Origin of the sequence: Sporosarcina sp. NPDC096371, from assembly GCF_044762865.1 — a bacterium.
GTDB lineage: Bacteria > Bacillota > Bacilli > Bacillales_A > Planococcaceae > Sporosarcina.
The window spans coordinates 127,906-144,724 of sequence record NZ_JBIWFE010000006.1 but is presented as its reverse complement, the minus strand read 5'-3'; the positions used below and the strand labels follow the sequence as shown (position 1 = coordinate 144,724).

Below are 16,819 nucleotides of genomic sequence, written 5' to 3'. Positions count from 1 at the left end.
TACTATTGGTCAAGATAGATACCCATTCTATTCGGAGGTTGTCAAGGTAACCATGTACTCGATATTCTCTATATTTTTAGCGATTGTTTGATGTAAAACTTCAAAAAGATATTTATCTAAAATATCAAAGGAATACGTATAGCTACTAATAAGTGTAATATATTCATCGTTATTATAATTAAAATAGAACACAAGGTAGTTCTTCTTGAATAAATTATCGTCATTAATTTTATTTCTAACAACAGACTCCCTGGTTTCTTTGGATTCTTCAATTAGATCATTAAGTTCTTCAGGAAAGGTAACAGGATTACATATTTCATAAGAAAATGCAGCAAAAAGGGGATGACTATTGTATTCCAACTGTATCTCTGAAAGGAAAAACGCCAATACTTCCCCGTAATCAATAGAAGAATCAATTAAAAAATCTAACGTTCTTCCAGATGCATCATCGCCAGTTAAGTATGCCATTAATTGTGCTTTAGTCCCACTGATTTCAACTGTTTCAATTGCCGCCTTCTCAATATCATCTACTTCGAATTCTAAATTAAAAAACCTGAATCTCTTCAAACGTTTAAAGGCAACAGGGATTATTAAAAACAACACCATCCAAATAAAAAGTAAAAAAAGTCCCCTAAAAATAATTTTATTAAAATCAGATTCAACGAAAGGCTTAACGATAATAGCGAAAGCAGTTTCCTGTTTATCTACGGGGGTCACCATCTCGTCCGACTGTAAAATGAAAGCTTTGGGATTTTCTTTAAACGTTTCAATCCCAATTAGTAAAGAAGCAACAATCATCCAAGTTAAAACTAGAATAATACCTGCAGTATATAGATAGGGGATAACGAAATTAACCCATTGAAAAAATGATCTATTTTCCTGACTATTGGTAGACTGCTGCATATTATCCCTCCTGAATTTCCTTATATATCTAGTTTATAGAATTTGATATTGTTTGTACAGTGAAAAGTATTCTAACTTTTCAGTACTTTAATCGGTGATATTATAGCAATTCGCTTTATGTAGGGGGACCTCGGAATATTCGTTCTCCTGTTTAGATTGTAGGGTGAAATTACAAAAAGTGCTCAAACCAATAATAGGTTGAGCACTTTTTGTACATGATTTAAATGAATATCTATCAAAAGCGGTCGTTCAATATATGTGTTTCACCATGACTTTTTCATTATTTATATCTAATTCGCCATTAAAATGAAAGTCGAATTTTTTATATAAGGAGACAGCAGCTTGATTGTCCTCAAATACACTTAAATAAATCTGTTGACATGAATAATCCTGCACTAACTTTTCAATTAATGCTTGTAACATGATTTTTCCATATCCAACACCTTGATAATTCGCGTCAATGAGAAAGCGATCTAACCAAGCTCGTCCACTCCCGGTTTCATCGATAAAATACCCGTACATCGCGAAACCTACTAACTCCTTGTTCGAATAAAGGCCAACAGGTTTATACTGCGTGTACTCCTTAGCCTCATCTAAACATTGCCCTGTTGTTTCTATAAAGTTGGTTTGGGAGGCGGAAACACTTAGCCCTAAAATCTCTTCTTCATTGTCTTGTGTAACGTCATGAATGGATATACTCATGACTATCAAATCCTTTCTATTCTGTACCAATTGATTTCGGTAATGGTATAATTACATCCTAAAGTATACGGTTACCATACAGTCAAGGAGGTACACTCAAATGAGTCATAAATTGCATAAGTATTTTACGACAGGTGAATTCGCTAAATTATGTAACGTAAAAAAACAAACGTTATTCCACTATGATGATATCGGTCTTCTCTCTCCCGAAATTAAAAATGACAAAGGCTATCGGTACTACTCTTACCATCAATTTGATGTTTTTTCCGTTATCCAACTATTAAAAGAAGTCAATATGCCATTGCAAGACATTAAACTATTTCTGAATAATAAAACCCCGGTAGAATTAATTGAGCTTTTGAAGAACAAATCGAATGAAATCGAAATGAAAATTAATAACTTGAACAGAATACAAAAAATCATCAATACGAAGATTGATGGAACAGAACGTGCTTTAACAATCGACCATTCTCAAATTACGCTACAGGAACATGAGGAGGAACGGCTGTTTCTTAGCAGCTCCATTTTGGATTGTTCAGATAAGGGGTTTCTAAAGTCAGTTTCTACATTTATTGAATCTGTACATGACAATCAATTGGATTTAGGTTACCCCATTGGAGCGATGGTTAGTAAAGAACAAGTTGAGCAGAGGGACTATGAAAACTATTCTTATCTCTTTACGAAGATGGAGGATAAGGCCCAGCAGATGGATTGTTATGTAAAGCCAAAAGGTCTGTACGTTGTGGCTTATCATAAAGGAAGCGAAGACCATATTGATCAAACATTCGAGAAAATGTTGGACTTTATCAGCAATCAGAATTTAACGCTTACCGACTACACGTATGAGGAATATGTGCTGGATGAAATATCAGTAAGTAGCAACGATGAGTATGTCACGGAAATTATGATGCATGTTGAACGTGTATGGACTAATTGAGAGTGTTAGATATTTCAGTAGCAAGTATTCTGTAACCTTTATCAGAAGGAAGCGTCGAATCTGCTAAAGGGGGAATGCCAACTTATGAAGGGATATCTAAACTTGCTTTTAATTGTCTGCTTAACTTTGGTCGGTTGTAACGCAAAAGATAATACAGATAAAGGACAGTTTGATATAAATGGCCTTATTATAGAAATCGATATGTCCGAAAACCGTCTGTTGGTGGATGATCCAGATAAGGGTCTCATTTGGTTGAACTTGCCTGATCACGAGGACATCAAAACATATGAAACTGGCCAAGAGGTTGTCGTTTTGATAGATGGCGGCATTGAAGAATCATCGCCTGCTCAAGCTACAGCGCTCAATATTGAAATTCTGGGGTCTGTGGGTCTTTCGTTGCAGAAATTCGACTTTAGCAATCATGCGTTTCCGCCTAATCTAGCTGGATTTGTTGACATTGATGGCTCACGCTATGATTTGGCAGCGGGTGGATTTAGATGGACAAAGGGAAACCAAACAGCTATGACAGATGCCGCCGGTCCAACACAAATTGCAGAAAACTTTGAAGCCGTTGTTGTAGAAGCGAATAGCAAAGCCAAAATCGTGATTGAGCAAAACCCTACCTTAAGCGTTTATGCATGGGATACTGAGCGAGAGGCTGTCGCTGCAGAAGAGGGGCTTATTTCATTACCATCCACGAGTGGCCGCTATATCTATGAAGTAGTCGCAGAATGGGCCAATGGTGAAGTCTCGTATACATTTGTTGTAGAACTGAAATAATCATGTTTTGGGGCCATTCAATATTAACCCATTGAATGGTTTTCTTTATTAAAAAAAAGAATTTGGTTTCCATGGAACTTTTAAGCCACCTCAATACTCTAATTGCAAAAGAGATAGATAGAAAGGGGAGACTGGCGTTTGTGATGACATCGATTATATTGAAGAAGATTAAAAAGCAAGATATGAATGCCGTGTTGGATTGGTTTGATGCAAGACAATCGAAGTTTTATAAAATCGGTTGGGCTTATTTGAAAAATCATCATGACGTGGAGGATATTTTTCATAACACGATCCTAAAGGTGCATGACAACATTGGTCAATTGAAAGAGGATAAGTATTTTGAAACGTGGGTAACGTCGATATTTATCAATGAATGTCGGGCGGTTTATCGAAAAAGAGAAAAACAAGTGGCGGCTAACCAGCCCGAATTGAGTCACCTTGACAATAAATTAGAAGTACTGGAAGACCTGGATCTGCTTGAGGAAATACATAAGGAAGTAATTATTTTAAAATACCTGCAAGGATTTTCCCAAAAAGAAATTGCAGGCATACTCGACTTGCCAGTGGGAACCGTAAAATCCCGGTTATATAGGGGCCTTACAATGCTTAGACAACTAATCGAAGGTGGTGGAGCCGATGGATTGTAAAGAATGTCAAGAACGCCTGGTAGAGTATGTAGATAGAACAGTGGATGAAGCGGCAAGGCAAGACATTGAACAACATATCATTACCTGTGAAAGTTGTACGCAAGAACTGGCGAATTTTGAACAGATCATAGCTGACCTAGCGGCTGAGAATGATGCCATTCAAGTACCTGACAATTTTATGGACATTGTTCGGTTGGCCGTTACTCAAACGCAAACGAGTAAGCCGAGGCACTATAAACACCGCACGACATTTGGATTGGTAGCCGCGTTGTTCTTAACCTTATTTGTGGGGACAGCTGTTGCGACAAACAGCTTTGCGGACTTTATGGAGTGGTTGAAGGATTTCAGCAACAGGCAAGATGAGCAAATGCAGGATTTTGTTCAGCAAGGTTTAGCGGAAAATTTGAACTTGATAGCCGAAAGCAATGGCGTGAAAGTGACGATTACGAGTGTCGTTGCTGATGAGGTACAAACACTTATTTATTATGAAGTGGAGGATTTGCAGCAGGACACTAAGTATAAGATTGACTTCACGGATGGCTTGCAAATTGTGAATCGAGCCGAGCTTTGGAACGATATCGATACTGATTCGCCTGTTAAGAGTCATTTAATGATTTATTCGGAAAGCGAACACGTCTATAAAGGCAGGCTCGCTACAGTACCTATTTCTGCTAGCGAGGGAACCATTCAATTGGAGCTCAGTAAAATAGCGCAGGTGATGGATAACCCAGTTACAGGCGTAGAAACCCCACCGTCTACATTTATGGAGGGCGACTGGCGTTTTGACATTCCTGTTCAGAAGCATCCCGCCATTGTCTATGATCTTCAAGTAGAGACTGAAATTGATGGCAATCCCGTTATATTTGATCAAGTAACAATTGCACCAACGCGCACGGTATTGTCTTATCGCTATCGCAATGACAATCCAGATAAAAGGATGGATTACCTGACGATTGCGAGTCTCGAAAGTAAGGGTAAGCATGTCTATCCAGAGTTACTTGGCATAGGAAGTGGAGGGGGAAGTGCTAATGGTTGGAATTCATCGGAAGTAGCATTTGAATCGCTCTACTTTGACAACCCAACGGAAATTCGAATTCATATCGGAAATGCAGGATTTACGGTGGAAGAGCCTGCACAATTTGCAATCGATGCTTCAGAAAAACTGCCTCAGATATTCAATTATCTTGGTAATACAATCTCAATTGAGCAAATTAAAATTGGCGAACGGACAACGTTGAAGATGAAAGAGGAATTATCAAAAGATCGGGTCTATGAAACACTGCATTATCGTATATATGATAATGACAACCGTGGATCATCGAGTAGTAGTGTTGATGGATACTATATCGATAAAAACGGTGAACGCTATAAGGTAAAGGATAGTTTTTATCGTTTACATGAACTAGAACAGCCAAGACTTTACCCGACTGAACACCATGTGGAACTATATCGGGATGACCAACAAGGTGATTATATCCCCACTACGCTGGAAATCGAGGGCTACTCATTTACTTTATTTTATAATAAAGGTATTGATATCTCATTGGACAAATAAAAGTGAAGGGGAATTTCGGTGGAAAAAATAACAAAATCATCGACAGATAAGGTATTTTCTGGTGTCTGTGGAGGAGTAGCAGAATTTTTTAATGTTTCACCATTTCTTGTGAGAGTTCTATTTATTTTTATACCTGGATCCCTTACAGTCTACATCATTTTAGCATTGCTATTGCCAAAGAAATTGCATTACTAAGTTTATAGGTAAAATTGAGTAGTTTTTATAACTGCTCTTTTTTACGTAAATAGCAATTTTCTCGAAATTGTAAGCGTTTTTTCATTGTTGGTATGGTAAGATTCTAAGGGGATAATATTTAAAAATGTGAGTGGAAAGTAGGAATCGTATGCAGAAGCAAGAGTTGGCAAGAGGTTTGAAAAATCGCCACGTACAACTGATTGCGATTGGCGGAGCGATTGGAACGGGATTATTTCTCGGAGCAGGAAAATCGATTCATTTAACAGGACCATCGATTTTATTTGCTTATTTAATTACAGGGATTGTTTGTTTTTTAATAATGCGGGCACTTGGAGAACTATTGTTATCGAATTTGAAATACAATTCATTTGTTGACTTTGTACAAGACTACATGGGCAATATGGCGGCATTTATAACAGGCTGGACGTACTGGTTCTGCTGGATTTCTATTGCAATGGCTGACTTAACCGCGGTTGGTCTCTATACCCAATTTTGGTTTCCAGACGTGCCACAGTGGATGCCGGGGCTAATCGCGCTTGTTGTGTTGCTTCTTATGAACCTTGCGACGGTCAAACTTTTTGGTGAAATGGAATTTTGGTTCGCTTTGGTTAAAGTCATTGCCATTTTAGCACTCATTGTCATTGGTGGTTATATGATTTTTAAAGGATTTACTACTGACGCTGGTACTGCCAGTCTCTCCAATCTATGGAGTCACGGCGGCTTGTTCCCGAATGGCATAACAGGCTTTATCCTTTCATTCCAGATGGTTGTGTTTGCTTTTGCGGGCATTGAACTTGTCGGATTAACAGCTGGGGAAACAGCAAACCCAGAAAAGGTAATTCCAAAAGCTATCAATAATATTCCGATTCGAATATTAATTTTCTATATCGGTGCATTGACAGTCATTATGAGCATTTACCCGTGGGACGCTATTAATCCGGCGGAAAGCCCATTTGTGCGGGTCTTCATGGCGGTTGGAATCACGGCGGCAGCTGGTATCGTCAACTTTGTCGTCCTGACATCCGCTGCGTCGGCATGTAACAGCGCCGTTTTCAGTACGAGCCGAATGGTTTATTCATTAGCCAAAGACGGCAATGCACCTGTACCTTTTACCAAACTAACAGGCAATAAAGTACCTTCTAACGCATTGTTCTTTTCAACGATTGTCATTCTGATTGCGGTCGTACTGAACTATATCATACCAGAAGGCGTATTTACGCTTATCACCAGCATTTCAACCGTCTGTTTCATCTTCATCTGGGGCATTACGGTCATCAGCCATCTGAAATACCGTAAAAAAAGACCTGATTTAGCGAGAAGAAGCAAATTTAAAATGCCGTTTTATCCGCTGTCTAACTATTTGATTTTGATCTTCCTTGCATTTGTACTAGTCGTGCTTGCACTTGCGGAAGATACACGCATCGCATTGTTCGTAACGCCTGTTTGGTTTATTTTACTTATAGGGATTTATAAGATGCGGAGGATTCGGAACTGATGGATTACAAAAAATACGGATGTTGCTAGTAAAAGCAGCACTCCGTATTTTTTTATCCTTTAAAAAATGTAAATTTGATACTTTATTTGTTGTTTTTACTATAGTGAAGTATGAATAAATGACTGTGGTATTTATAAGTAGAGCCGTTACAAATGTGTAAAGGAGCTGGATGAATGAAGATTGAATCCAAAAGAACGCATCAAATTTTTCCGTTTTTAGCGATAACCCTTGTTTATTTAACCGAGCTTTATTTATATCTAATTGATCTCATATCGGCTTTTTACTTTTTAAACATCTTGTTGTTAACGAGTATTCTATGCCTAATATTCTTATTAGTGATTATGAGAACGGCATTACCGAAACGTGCTTTTGTATTTTCAGTAATCTTATCATTACTCTTAATACTATACGAAATGCCGCTTATATCTCTTGAAAAATATCAATACTCTGTTACCAGATATAGCGCACCAGAGGAATTAGTGAAAGGCTCTGGAATATTTATTTTATCGGTAAAAGTTGATACGGTAGGTGGAGTTAAGAACGAACAAGTTCTACAAGATGGCTATATTGATAGTCACATAAAGTTTTACGACATGACGCCCATTACGAATCGCATTCGCTATAGCAGTAAAAATACTGCAATCTTTAAGTCAATGGGCTTCTATAAAGAGGAATTTGAGCAGATGTCTGCGAATGTGACAGCCTATTTAAAGACCAATAGTTCCGCCATTGATGAATTTTTAGCACGAGATAGTTCGAATGGTGACAGTGCTGGTTTAGCCCTAGTACTCTCTAGCCTTGTCGCACAAGGAAAACTTCAAAATGATGTGTCTATCGCAGTGACAGGAGCATTCAGTAAAACGGGGAAAGTCGAGAAAGTTGGTTTCATCAAGGAAAAAATACAGATTGCAAATGAAGACAGTTTCTCACATATGATGATTCCACTCGCCAATCTTGCTGAAGCCAACGAGATGAAAAAAATGCTGCATCTTCCCATTGAATTAATAGGAGTTCGTGATATTGATGAAGCCATTCAACTCATAAAAGAATAAAATGATAGGTAGATACTAAGAATGATAGTTATCTGGATCACGAAGCGGTGTTGCCGAAAAAAGGTAATGCTGCTTTTTCTCGATTCACCTTATTTTTCAAAACTTGCAACTTTTGAGCGCCGTTAACCGTGGTTCTATTGAAAGGGGGAGCAATTGTGGATCTTGATGAGGCTTTTCGGCAATATACAAATGATTTATATCGCTATTTGTTCTCTCTTTCAAAAGATCATCACTTAGCTGAAGATTTGGTACAGGAAGCTTTTTACCGTGCCTATGTGCAAGTTGCCGATTATGACATCAAAAATATCAAAACGTGGCTCTTCAAAGTAGCGTACCACGCCTTTATTGATCATTATCGTAAACATAAACGAATCATCATCAGCGAGAATGTGCATGAGAGCGTTCCGTTTACACTGGAGACGCCAGAAGAAGAGTTGATAGAGAAAGAAGCATTTGAACAGTTACTACAAGACATTCATTCGCTAAAAGAACAAGAAAGGCATGCATTGGTACTGTGCGATTTACACCAATTTTCGTACCAGGAAGCTGCAACGATTCTTGAGATTAACCTAAACACTTTCAAAAGCAACTTATTGAGAGGCAGAAAAAAGGTCGTGAAGAGAATAGAAGCGAGGAGGAATGAGAATGAAAGATGACAACAAACAGTATACAGAGTTTTTACAGCAAGCCGTGCAAGACTTTAACGACTCACATACACTTCCCGATGACAAGCAACAGCATATTGTTAGAAAAGGTAGAAATAGTGCTACCAAGAAAAACATCATGGCTAGTCTTGCTATTCTCCTGTTAATCGTCCCTGTTATGACGCTTGGCAGCTTTTTGTATTATGCAATTGGAGGGAAGGCCAATCATTTAATTGAAGTGACAACAAGCACACTATACGTAACAGAACCGAATATGAACTTAGAACCAATGAGGATAGAAGAAGATATCGGCTTTTTCTCAATAAACCTCATGTTTGACGTCTTTAAGAAAATCGGCAGAGAAAATTACAAAGTAGGACAATACGACATAGACTTTGCTTTCGATAAACCAGCATTTCCAAAGCGGAATGTAGAAGTAGACAGACCTCTACCTGACATTCCATCAAAAGAAACGGAAACGCTTCTTCACCCAATAGCACCTATTCCGTCAGCACTTCATTCACAGTGGGCGATATTAGACGGTCTTCCAGATGGTACAGTAGCAGAGGTCTATGTATCTTTGACGGAAACGATGACACAGAAAGAGGTAGAGGAGCTATTCGGACCAAATATTGAAGTTCGCTGGGTGGCTGTTGATACCGGAATGGAAGGCAGACAGGTAGACGCTGAAGGTGTGCCGATTACCGCACTAGGCTATCCTGCTCAAACAGATTATACAACGTGGTCCCCATTTAATGGACAGGAACAGACAAATGAACAAGTGTTTATGGATATGTTGCGCTTGCTCGAAAAAAATGAACCTGTCGCCGAGAAAATAGCGCGGGCTAAATCATTAGCTCTACCAGAAAGAATTTCGTTTATTGATGAAAATGGAATCCGTCTTTATGCCGCTGTCGTGACAGGATCTACTGCCGATTTAAGGGAAATGCAAGAGAACCGTAAAGTGCGAGCCATTAAAGTGGGGGAGGTTAAGCTATGGAACTGAAGAACAACAAAGTCACTTTACATGTACCGGCAATATTGGGCTCACTGTCTTTTATTGTCTCTTTAGTCGCCCTAGCTGGTTTGAATGCCTCTCTCTTATTAAAGTCAGATGAGTTTCCCTACTTTTTTCTCGTAACGTTACCTGCCACTGGATTGGCACTCGGTGTGCTTGGGTTATTTACTAGGAAATCCAGAGCCTCGGCACTTTGGGGAATTGGTTTATGCTGCTTCATTTTTCTATTTACCTTCTTGATGTTTGGCTTGGCATGGTCGATTAATCCGAAACCGTAAAAAAAGTATTCATTTGACAAGCCTGCACAGCATAAGGTAATATCATCGATAACAAAAACATACATTTTCGTTGACGAGAACAAGTACTGTTTGACACTGTTCCCCAGAGAGCCGGTAAATGCTGAAAGCCGGTGTTCAGTTCATGCACGAAAATCCTCTCTGAGAAATCAGGCTGAAACCAAGTAAGCTTGAACGGGTGTCTACCGATAAAAGGAACGCGTATGATTGTACGTGGCTAAGTGCTATTGAGAAACGATTGTTTTCAATAGAATTAGGGTGGTATCGCGGTTAAACCCGTCCCTTTCCATAGGGACGGGTTTTTTGTATGCTTTTTTAACTAATAAGTGGAGAATGGAGCGATATCAGATGAAAAAAGAAACAGTTCAACAACGCGAGCAACGCATTCAACAACAATGGGGACAGCAGCGTACGTTTGAGCAGTCCATCGAAACGAGACAAGGCAATCCATCGTTTGTGTTTTACGAAGGGCCACCAACTGCAAATGGCTTACCGCATGTCGGGCATGCCTTAGGACGTACGATTAAAGACGTTGTGGCCAGATACAAAACAATGACAGGCCATCAGGTCCTTCGCAAAGCGGGTTGGGATACGCATGGATTACCTGTTGAATTAGGTGTCGAAAAGCAATTAGGAATATCAGGCAAGAGCGACATTGAAAAGTATGGCGTTGAGGCCTTTATTGAAAAATGTAGGGAAAGCGTTTTTGTCTATGAACAGCAATGGCGTGCGTTTACGGAGCAACTTGGCTATTGGGTCGACATGGAGGATCCCTACGTTACTTTAAACAACTCCTATATTGAAAGTGTGTGGAATATCTTAGGGACGATTCATGACAAAGGCTTATTGCATAAGGGACATCGTGTGTCGCCCTACTGCCCGAGCTGTCAAACATCACTGAGTTCACATGAAGTCGCACAGGAATACAAAATGGTGAAGGATTTAAGTGCCACCGTGAAGTTCAAGATTCGGGATCGTGCCAACGAATATTTTCTTGGTTGGACGACAACGCCTTGGACATTGCCAGCAAATGTGGCATTAGCTGTGCATCCGACAATCAAGTACGTCCGTGCACAGCAAGGCAATGATATCTTCATCGTGGCGGAATCACTAGCTGAAAAGGTACTAACAAAGGATTACGACATTCTTTCTGTTCATCTTGGGGCGGAGTTAAAGGGACTGTCGTATAGTGCTCCATTCGATTTTGTAGAAGTAGCTACCGGGCATCAAGTAGTGGAAGCCGATTATGTCACAGAGGACAGTGGCACAGGAATTGTGCACATTGCACCGGCATACGGAGAAGATGATTATCGAGTCATACAAGACAATGGTTTTTCCTTTGTTAATGTAGTCGATGAAAAAGGGCGGTATACGGCTGAAGTTCTAGCTTTTCAAGGTCGCTTTGTCAAAGACTGCGATGTCGATATTATTCGTTACCTTGCAGAGAAAGGTTTGTTATACAGTAAAGAAAAATTTGAGCATAATTATCCGCATTGTTGGCGCTGTGATTCACCGCTGTTGTATTACGCTAACGATAACTGGTTTATCAAAACAACGGCATTACAGCAGCAATTTATCGACAATAACGCGGGCGTCACCTGGCATCCCGAGCATATCAAGCAAGGTCGATTCGGAAATTTCTTGGAGCAAATGGTGGATTGGAATATTAGTCGAAAACGCTATTGGGGAACGCCGTTAAATGTATGGCAATGTAATGATTGTCATCACGAACACGCACCCAAGAGCATAGAAGTATTAAGGAAACTTTCCATCCATCCTCTTGCAGCAGAGCTCGATTTGCATAAACCAACAGTGGATCAGATCCAGCTTCGTTGTCCAGCTTGTGATGGAGAAATGTCCAGAACGCCTGAAGTTATTGATGTGTGGTTCGATAGTGGCTCAATGCCATTCGCACAATATCATTATCCATTTAAAAATGAAGGCTTATTTAACAAGCAATTTCCAGCTGATGTAGTCATTGAAGGCATTGATCAAACACGGGGCTGGTTTTATAGCCTACAAGCGGTATCTACGTTATTTACCGGGAAATCCCCGTACAAACGTGTATTATCCCTTGGGCATATATTGGATGAAAATGGGCAAAAGATGTCTAAAAGCAAAGGGAACGCACTGGACCCAGTCGATTTGATTGAAAAATACGGGGCAGATGCATTGCGATGGGCATTAGTTGTGGATAGCGCGCCTTGGAACTCAAAACGTTTTTCAGAACGTATCGTACAAGAAGCAAAATCGAAATTAGTCGATACGTTGGACAATGTGCATAGTTTTTACGCCCTTTATGCTAATTTAGATGGCTATGAGTCCGGGAAAGACTACGTTGTTCAGAACAATAAATTAGATGATTGGATCCTCTCTCGCTTGCACAGCACGATTAAGACAGCCCGTGTCAACTTGGAAGAGTATCATTTTACAAATGCGGCGAGGGAAATCGCACAATTAGTCGAAGAGGTTAGTAACTGGTATGTCAGACGATCCAGGGAGCGTTTTTGGGCGAGTGACATGAGTCCGGACAAGGCGGCGGCTTATCAGACGTTACACGAAGTCCTGACAAGTACCAGTCAATTGATAGCACCCTTAACGCCATTCATCGCTGACGATATCTATTTCAACTTAACAGGGAACAGTGTACACCTGTCTGATTATCCAACTTATGATCCAAAGAGGATAAACGAGCAGTTAGAGAGAGAAATGGATGCAGTGCTTCAAGTAGTCGAATTAGGCAGAAGCATTCGTAATACGACTTCTTTAAAAGTAAAGCAACCGTTAGCGAGCATTTCTGTCCTAAGTGCTACGACAACTATTGACTGGGCGGCGTACCAGGACATCATCATGGATGAATTAAACGTGAAACAATTTCATGAAGCCAATGATGAAAGTCAGTTTGCGACCATCAAACTAAAATTGGACTTTAAAAAAGCGGGTGCCAATTTCGGTAAACAATCAAATATCGTCCATACATGGCTACAGCAATTATCGAGTGAAGAATCTATGGCGTTTACAAAGGTTGGCCATGGGGAAATGAGTATTGACTCGGGTGAATTAGTAAAAGTAACACTTGAAGATGTTCTTATCGAGCAGCAGGCGAAAGAAGGATACTCTTCAGCAACTAATGGCGAATATACTGTGACGTTAGATGTCGCTTTAACAGAGGATCTACTACAAGAAGGCATGGCCCGTGAATTGATCCGAGCAATACAGGAGTATAGAAAGAAATTACTTTTACCGATCAACATGCGTGTTGATATCTCGGTATATACAGAAGAAAAACTACGAGGTGTTATTGAAAGTTTCGAATTTTTATTACAAGAAAATGTATTAATGCGGAACTTATCTATAGAAGATCACGTTATAGAAGGAGAGGAAATGAAAATAGGGCAGCATACGGCTCTCATTCGATTAACGCCGATTAAAGCTGACTAATTTTCAGTACAAACAAATCCAGCTGGTGGCATAGTAACTCTTTTGAAATCAGGTATATTCTCTAAGAGGGGGAGAGACGATGGGGTTAGAGTATGTACTATGGATTGGAAGTCCGGTTTTATTAATTATTGGCTGGGGCTTTTTTAAATTTTTCTATGGTACAAATAAGAAATATTTCATCCCGTACATTCTGTTCCAACTTGGTATTTCTCTCTTGGTGACAAGTATTTTCATAATTGGTGGTTGGTCAGGGATGGCGTATGGATTTATTTCTTTAGTGATGATGGGTATGGGGCTTATTGCTGGAATTCTTGTGTGGTCTTACACACTCATACAAACGAAAAGATTTTCAAGATAAATTTTAGCGTAGTATATGAGGGAGTCGACACTTCTCTATAAGAAATTTCGTGAAGAAAGGTTGTGCTTTTTTGAAATTCTTAAAGGTGCTTTTTGCTACCGTCATTATTATCGGAGTAGTAGGATTTGCGATTTACTATTTCGGTACTAAAATGATTGCTGATCAAGTTATGGACCAGGTGGCGGCGGAGCTAAATGATAGCGGTCAACTTGAAAGTATTAAGCAAGAAATTAAGAATGATCCGCAACTACAGACATTTATTGAGGAAGGTAAAAATGTAGACAGCAGTACATTACCGTTCCAAACGAAAGAACAGGCTGTAAGGGCTTTGGTTAAAAAGTTTAGTGTAGGTGAGTTGCAGGAGCTTCAATCAAAAGCACAGAGTGGTTTATCTGCCGTGGAAAAGCAGCAGCTGCTCAATGACATTGAAAACAAGTTAACAGATGAGGAAATGTTAGCTTTGAAGGTGCTAGCTTATAAGGAGTTAGCACCTGCTAAATAAACAGTAGGGCAGACCCGATTTGGGTTTGCTCTACTGTTTTCTTGAATAAACCTACGGAATTCGTGACTTTTTTAGCGGATTCTCCTGATTTGCACAGATAAAATGCCGTTTTCGCGAAGCTTGAACACTTGTTCGCATCTGTGGTATTGAAATTATGAAGTGGAAACCTATATTTAATCTTTTTGGAGTAGAAATATAGGCTGTTTTCTCGATAAATCGAAAATAAATGCTCAAATACGGCAAGAAGAACAAATGTTCCGTGTGCCGTATTTGAGCATTTTTATTGCATCATAAGGGACTCTATAGACTTTTTGTTTATCAAATTGTAATTCGGGTAAATGTATTAAGAGTTAGACCAATCGTTCATACGACTGTAGTTGAGTATTTTGATTCTATAAAACTCACATAATCATAGGAGGGAAGTGAGAGCTATGCCGAGAAATCCAGGTATGACGGATGAAGCGATCATTCGCATGTATAAAAGTGGTATGTCGATTAAAGAAATGGAACCGATCATCGGCCTGTCTAGTCGTGCAATTCGCAATGTACTTTATAAACAAGAGATACCGATGAACAGAGCACAATATTCAGGACAACCTCGAAAAAATAAAGTCAACGAAGACTTTTTTAAAATCTGGACACATGAAATGGCATGGGTACTCGGGTTATTCGTGACAGATGGACATGTTAACAAAAAGTACCACAGCATTAGCTTTTCTCAAAAAGATGAACGCATCCTTAATTTGATTGCAAAGTATATGGAGGCAGACTATGTGCTGGCGCCTACTGGTCCGACAAGAACGATACCACTGTTAATGGTTAATTCTAAGGAGATTAAAAAAGATCTTGAGATATTGGGGATAAGTGCAAATAAATCATTAACAGTCCCATTTCCCAGTGTGCCAGAAGAGTTTTTAGCGTCGTTTATAAGAGGTGTTATTGATGGTGATGGCTGGGTACAGAAGACGGGTTATGTTATGAATGTCACTTCGGGTAGTCAGCGGTTTGCAGAAGGTCTGTTGTCAATATTTCAATCATGGCAATTGCGTACAGAAATTACTACAACAGTGAGTTCAGCTGGAAACCATATTTACCGAGTTTGGGTAAAAGGTAAATATGAACTTCCTAAACTTGCGAAAATTATATATAATGATGCAGCAACTGATAATTTTATTGTTTATAAAAGACACCGAATGTCACAACGGATAGACGATTAATAATATGGGATAGCTAGGAGTGTTTTAACAGTGTGGAAATTAGTAGATGGAAATTTGATTCATACGACGGATGTTTCAAGAATTAAATTTAGAACAAATATTAGTGAATCGACCCTTGAATCATTAAAATTAATGGCTTTAGAGCATAATACGCATGTCAATTATTTAATTGAAAGTGGATTACAAACAGTTCTGATACAAGACGTTATTTCATTTAATAAAGAGTCCAGGCCTAAGGATCGCATTCAGTATAAAACGACATATGACAAAGAGTTACTAGAAAGCACAAGATTATTTGCTAAAACCCACAACCTATTTATCAATGATGTGATTGAATATAGTGTAGGGTTTATTGATATACAAAGTGTTAAGAACAATTGCTATAGATTCAGGGTAGAGTAATAGGTGGCACTTATTGTTCTACTTCATACAACGCCCCGGTCATAATATAAATTATTGGAAGTTGTGTTTCACTAAATAAGTATACTTGAAACATTGAGATATTTTAGGAAAACGTACCCTTAAAAGAAAAAATCTAATTTTGTAGTACAAAATCCTATAGTTCCATTTATGATCACTCATTTCTTCCAACATCCAATAAGATTAGCTAATCTTTTTAGCTTCTTAAAAGCACCTATTCTAAAATTAATTTACCTAGTGAGCCTCTTATATATCCACAATAAAATAAACAACATGCCAACTTCTCTTTTTAAGAAATTGGCATGTTGTTTATTCGTTATTCACTAGCGTGCCGCTTTTGGTGGTTGGCACACGTCACATTTACGTTGGTTATTATTATTAAATTTCGTGAATGTTTTTTCAAAGTTGCTCCCACATGCACATTTAAATAGCAACTTTTGAGAAAAACCATGATATTCCGTCGTTAGCAATTTACTTTCCGAATTTTTCTCTACAAATTCTTTAATTTTATCAATCGTCCATCGTTTACTCATTCTCTTACACCTCCCCATTTTATCGGTAGGCGGAGGCTTTTTTTAGCTTCCGTTCAATTAGCAGTAAAAGTCGTAATTATCCTAAGCTCCTAATTATAACATAAGCCTGATCTCGATTAAACAG

18 protein-coding genes and 1 other annotated feature are annotated in these 16,819 nt (G+C 38.9%); of the genes, 15 read left to right on the top strand and 3 right to left on the bottom strand.

Features of this window, described 5'->3' with window-relative positions; all coding sequences use genetic code 11:
* Positions 1-27 precede the first annotated feature (27 nt).
* Together ACIQ0H_RS16335 and ACIQ0H_RS16330 are read right to left on the bottom strand one after the other, a co-directional pair.
* Positions 28-903 carry a hypothetical protein gene (locus tag ACIQ0H_RS16335; protein ID WP_403416930.1) on the bottom strand — a complete coding sequence of 292 codons (876 nt, stop codon included), beginning with the start codon at positions 901-903 and terminating at the stop codon, positions 28-30.
* Positions 904-1,152: 249 nt separating this feature from the next.
* On the bottom strand, positions 1,153-1,605 hold the full coding sequence (locus ACIQ0H_RS16330) for a GNAT family N-acetyltransferase (RefSeq protein WP_403416927.1): 453 nt from the start codon (positions 1,603-1,605) through the stop codon (positions 1,153-1,155).
* A 100-nt stretch (positions 1,606-1,705) separates the two neighbouring features.
* Between ACIQ0H_RS16330 and ACIQ0H_RS16325 the strand changes: the two genes are divergently transcribed.
* The 15 genes from ACIQ0H_RS16325 (at position 1,706) to ACIQ0H_RS16255 (ending at position 16,144) form a co-directional block, all read left to right on the top strand.
* Entirely contained in the window at positions 1,706-2,542 is an 837-nt protein-coding gene (locus ACIQ0H_RS16325; RefSeq protein ID WP_403416925.1) for a MerR family transcriptional regulator, read from the top strand.
* An 84-nt stretch (positions 2,543-2,626) separates the two neighbouring features.
* Positions 2,627-3,322 (top strand): DUF3221 domain-containing protein, encoded by a 696-nt coding sequence (locus ACIQ0H_RS16320; protein ID WP_403416923.1) that lies wholly within the window; start codon positions 2,627-2,629, stop codon positions 3,320-3,322.
* Positions 3,323-3,465: 143 nt separating this feature from the next.
* A complete protein-coding gene (locus ACIQ0H_RS16315) occupies positions 3,466-3,969 on the top strand; it encodes an RNA polymerase sigma factor (RefSeq protein WP_403416920.1) in 504 nt (167 codons plus the stop codon).
* The gene (locus ACIQ0H_RS16310) at positions 3,959-5,524 is read left to right on the top strand and encodes a DUF4179 domain-containing protein (protein WP_403416919.1); all 1,566 of its coding nucleotides are present in this window, start codon (positions 3,959-3,961) and stop codon (positions 5,522-5,524) included. Before ACIQ0H_RS16315 ends, ACIQ0H_RS16310 begins: the two co-directional genes overlap by 11 nt.
* Before the next feature lie 18 nt (positions 5,525-5,542).
* The gene (locus ACIQ0H_RS16305) at positions 5,543-5,719 is read left to right on the top strand and encodes a PspC domain-containing protein (protein ID WP_403416917.1); all 177 of its coding nucleotides are present in this window, start codon (positions 5,543-5,545) and stop codon (positions 5,717-5,719) included.
* A gap of 148 nt (positions 5,720-5,867) precedes the next feature.
* Entirely contained in the window at positions 5,868-7,214 is a 1,347-nt protein-coding gene (locus tag ACIQ0H_RS16300; protein ID WP_403416915.1) for an amino acid permease, read from the top strand.
* 173 nt (positions 7,215-7,387) lie between these two features.
* Positions 7,388-8,266 (top strand): S16 family serine protease, encoded by an 879-nt coding sequence (locus tag ACIQ0H_RS16295; protein WP_403416913.1) that lies wholly within the window; start codon positions 7,388-7,390, stop codon positions 8,264-8,266.
* A gap of 155 nt (positions 8,267-8,421) precedes the next feature.
* The gene (locus tag ACIQ0H_RS16290; RefSeq protein ID WP_403416911.1) at positions 8,422-8,922 is read left to right on the top strand and encodes a sigma-70 family RNA polymerase sigma factor; all 501 of its coding nucleotides are present in this window, start codon (positions 8,422-8,424) and stop codon (positions 8,920-8,922) included.
* Positions 8,912-9,916 (top strand): anti-sigma factor, encoded by a 1,005-nt coding sequence (locus tag ACIQ0H_RS16285; protein ID WP_403416908.1) that lies wholly within the window; start codon positions 8,912-8,914, stop codon positions 9,914-9,916. Before ACIQ0H_RS16290 ends, ACIQ0H_RS16285 begins: the two co-directional genes overlap by 11 nt.
* Positions 9,907-10,206: a hypothetical protein gene (locus ACIQ0H_RS16280; RefSeq protein ID WP_403416906.1), complete on the top strand. Its 300-nt coding sequence runs from the start codon at positions 9,907-9,909 to the stop codon at positions 10,204-10,206. Before ACIQ0H_RS16285 ends, ACIQ0H_RS16280 begins: the two co-directional genes overlap by 10 nt.
* A 61-nt stretch (positions 10,207-10,267) precedes the next feature.
* Positions 10,268-10,511 (top strand) — a binding site (T-box leader).
* 61 nt (positions 10,512-10,572) lie between these two features.
* Complete coding sequence (gene ileS / locus ACIQ0H_RS16275; RefSeq protein ID WP_403416904.1) at positions 10,573-13,665, top strand: isoleucine--tRNA ligase; 3,093 nt, start codon at positions 10,573-10,575, stop codon at positions 13,663-13,665.
* A gap of 79 nt (positions 13,666-13,744) precedes the next feature.
* On the top strand, positions 13,745-14,023 hold the full coding sequence (locus ACIQ0H_RS16270; protein WP_403416901.1) for a hypothetical protein: 279 nt from the start codon (positions 13,745-13,747) through the stop codon (positions 14,021-14,023).
* A gap of 70 nt (positions 14,024-14,093) precedes the next feature.
* Positions 14,094-14,525 carry a hypothetical protein gene (locus ACIQ0H_RS16265; RefSeq protein ID WP_403416898.1) on the top strand — a complete coding sequence of 144 codons (432 nt, stop codon included), beginning with the start codon at positions 14,094-14,096 and terminating at the stop codon, positions 14,523-14,525.
* A 431-nt stretch (positions 14,526-14,956) separates the two neighbouring features.
* Complete coding sequence (locus tag ACIQ0H_RS16260; protein ID WP_403416896.1) at positions 14,957-15,742, top strand: LAGLIDADG family homing endonuclease; 786 nt, start codon at positions 14,957-14,959, stop codon at positions 15,740-15,742.
* Positions 15,743-15,772: 30 nt separating this feature from the next.
* Entirely contained in the window at positions 15,773-16,144 is a 372-nt protein-coding gene (locus tag ACIQ0H_RS16255) for an rRNA methyltransferase (RefSeq protein ID WP_403416893.1), read from the top strand.
* A 341-nt stretch (positions 16,145-16,485) separates the two neighbouring features.
* On the opposite strand, the gene ACIQ0H_RS16250 is transcribed toward ACIQ0H_RS16255, so the two are convergent.
* Positions 16,486-16,695 (bottom strand): hypothetical protein, encoded by a 210-nt coding sequence (locus ACIQ0H_RS16250; RefSeq protein ID WP_403416890.1) that lies wholly within the window; start codon positions 16,693-16,695, stop codon positions 16,486-16,488.
* Between the last annotated feature and the right edge of the window lie 124 nt (positions 16,696-16,819).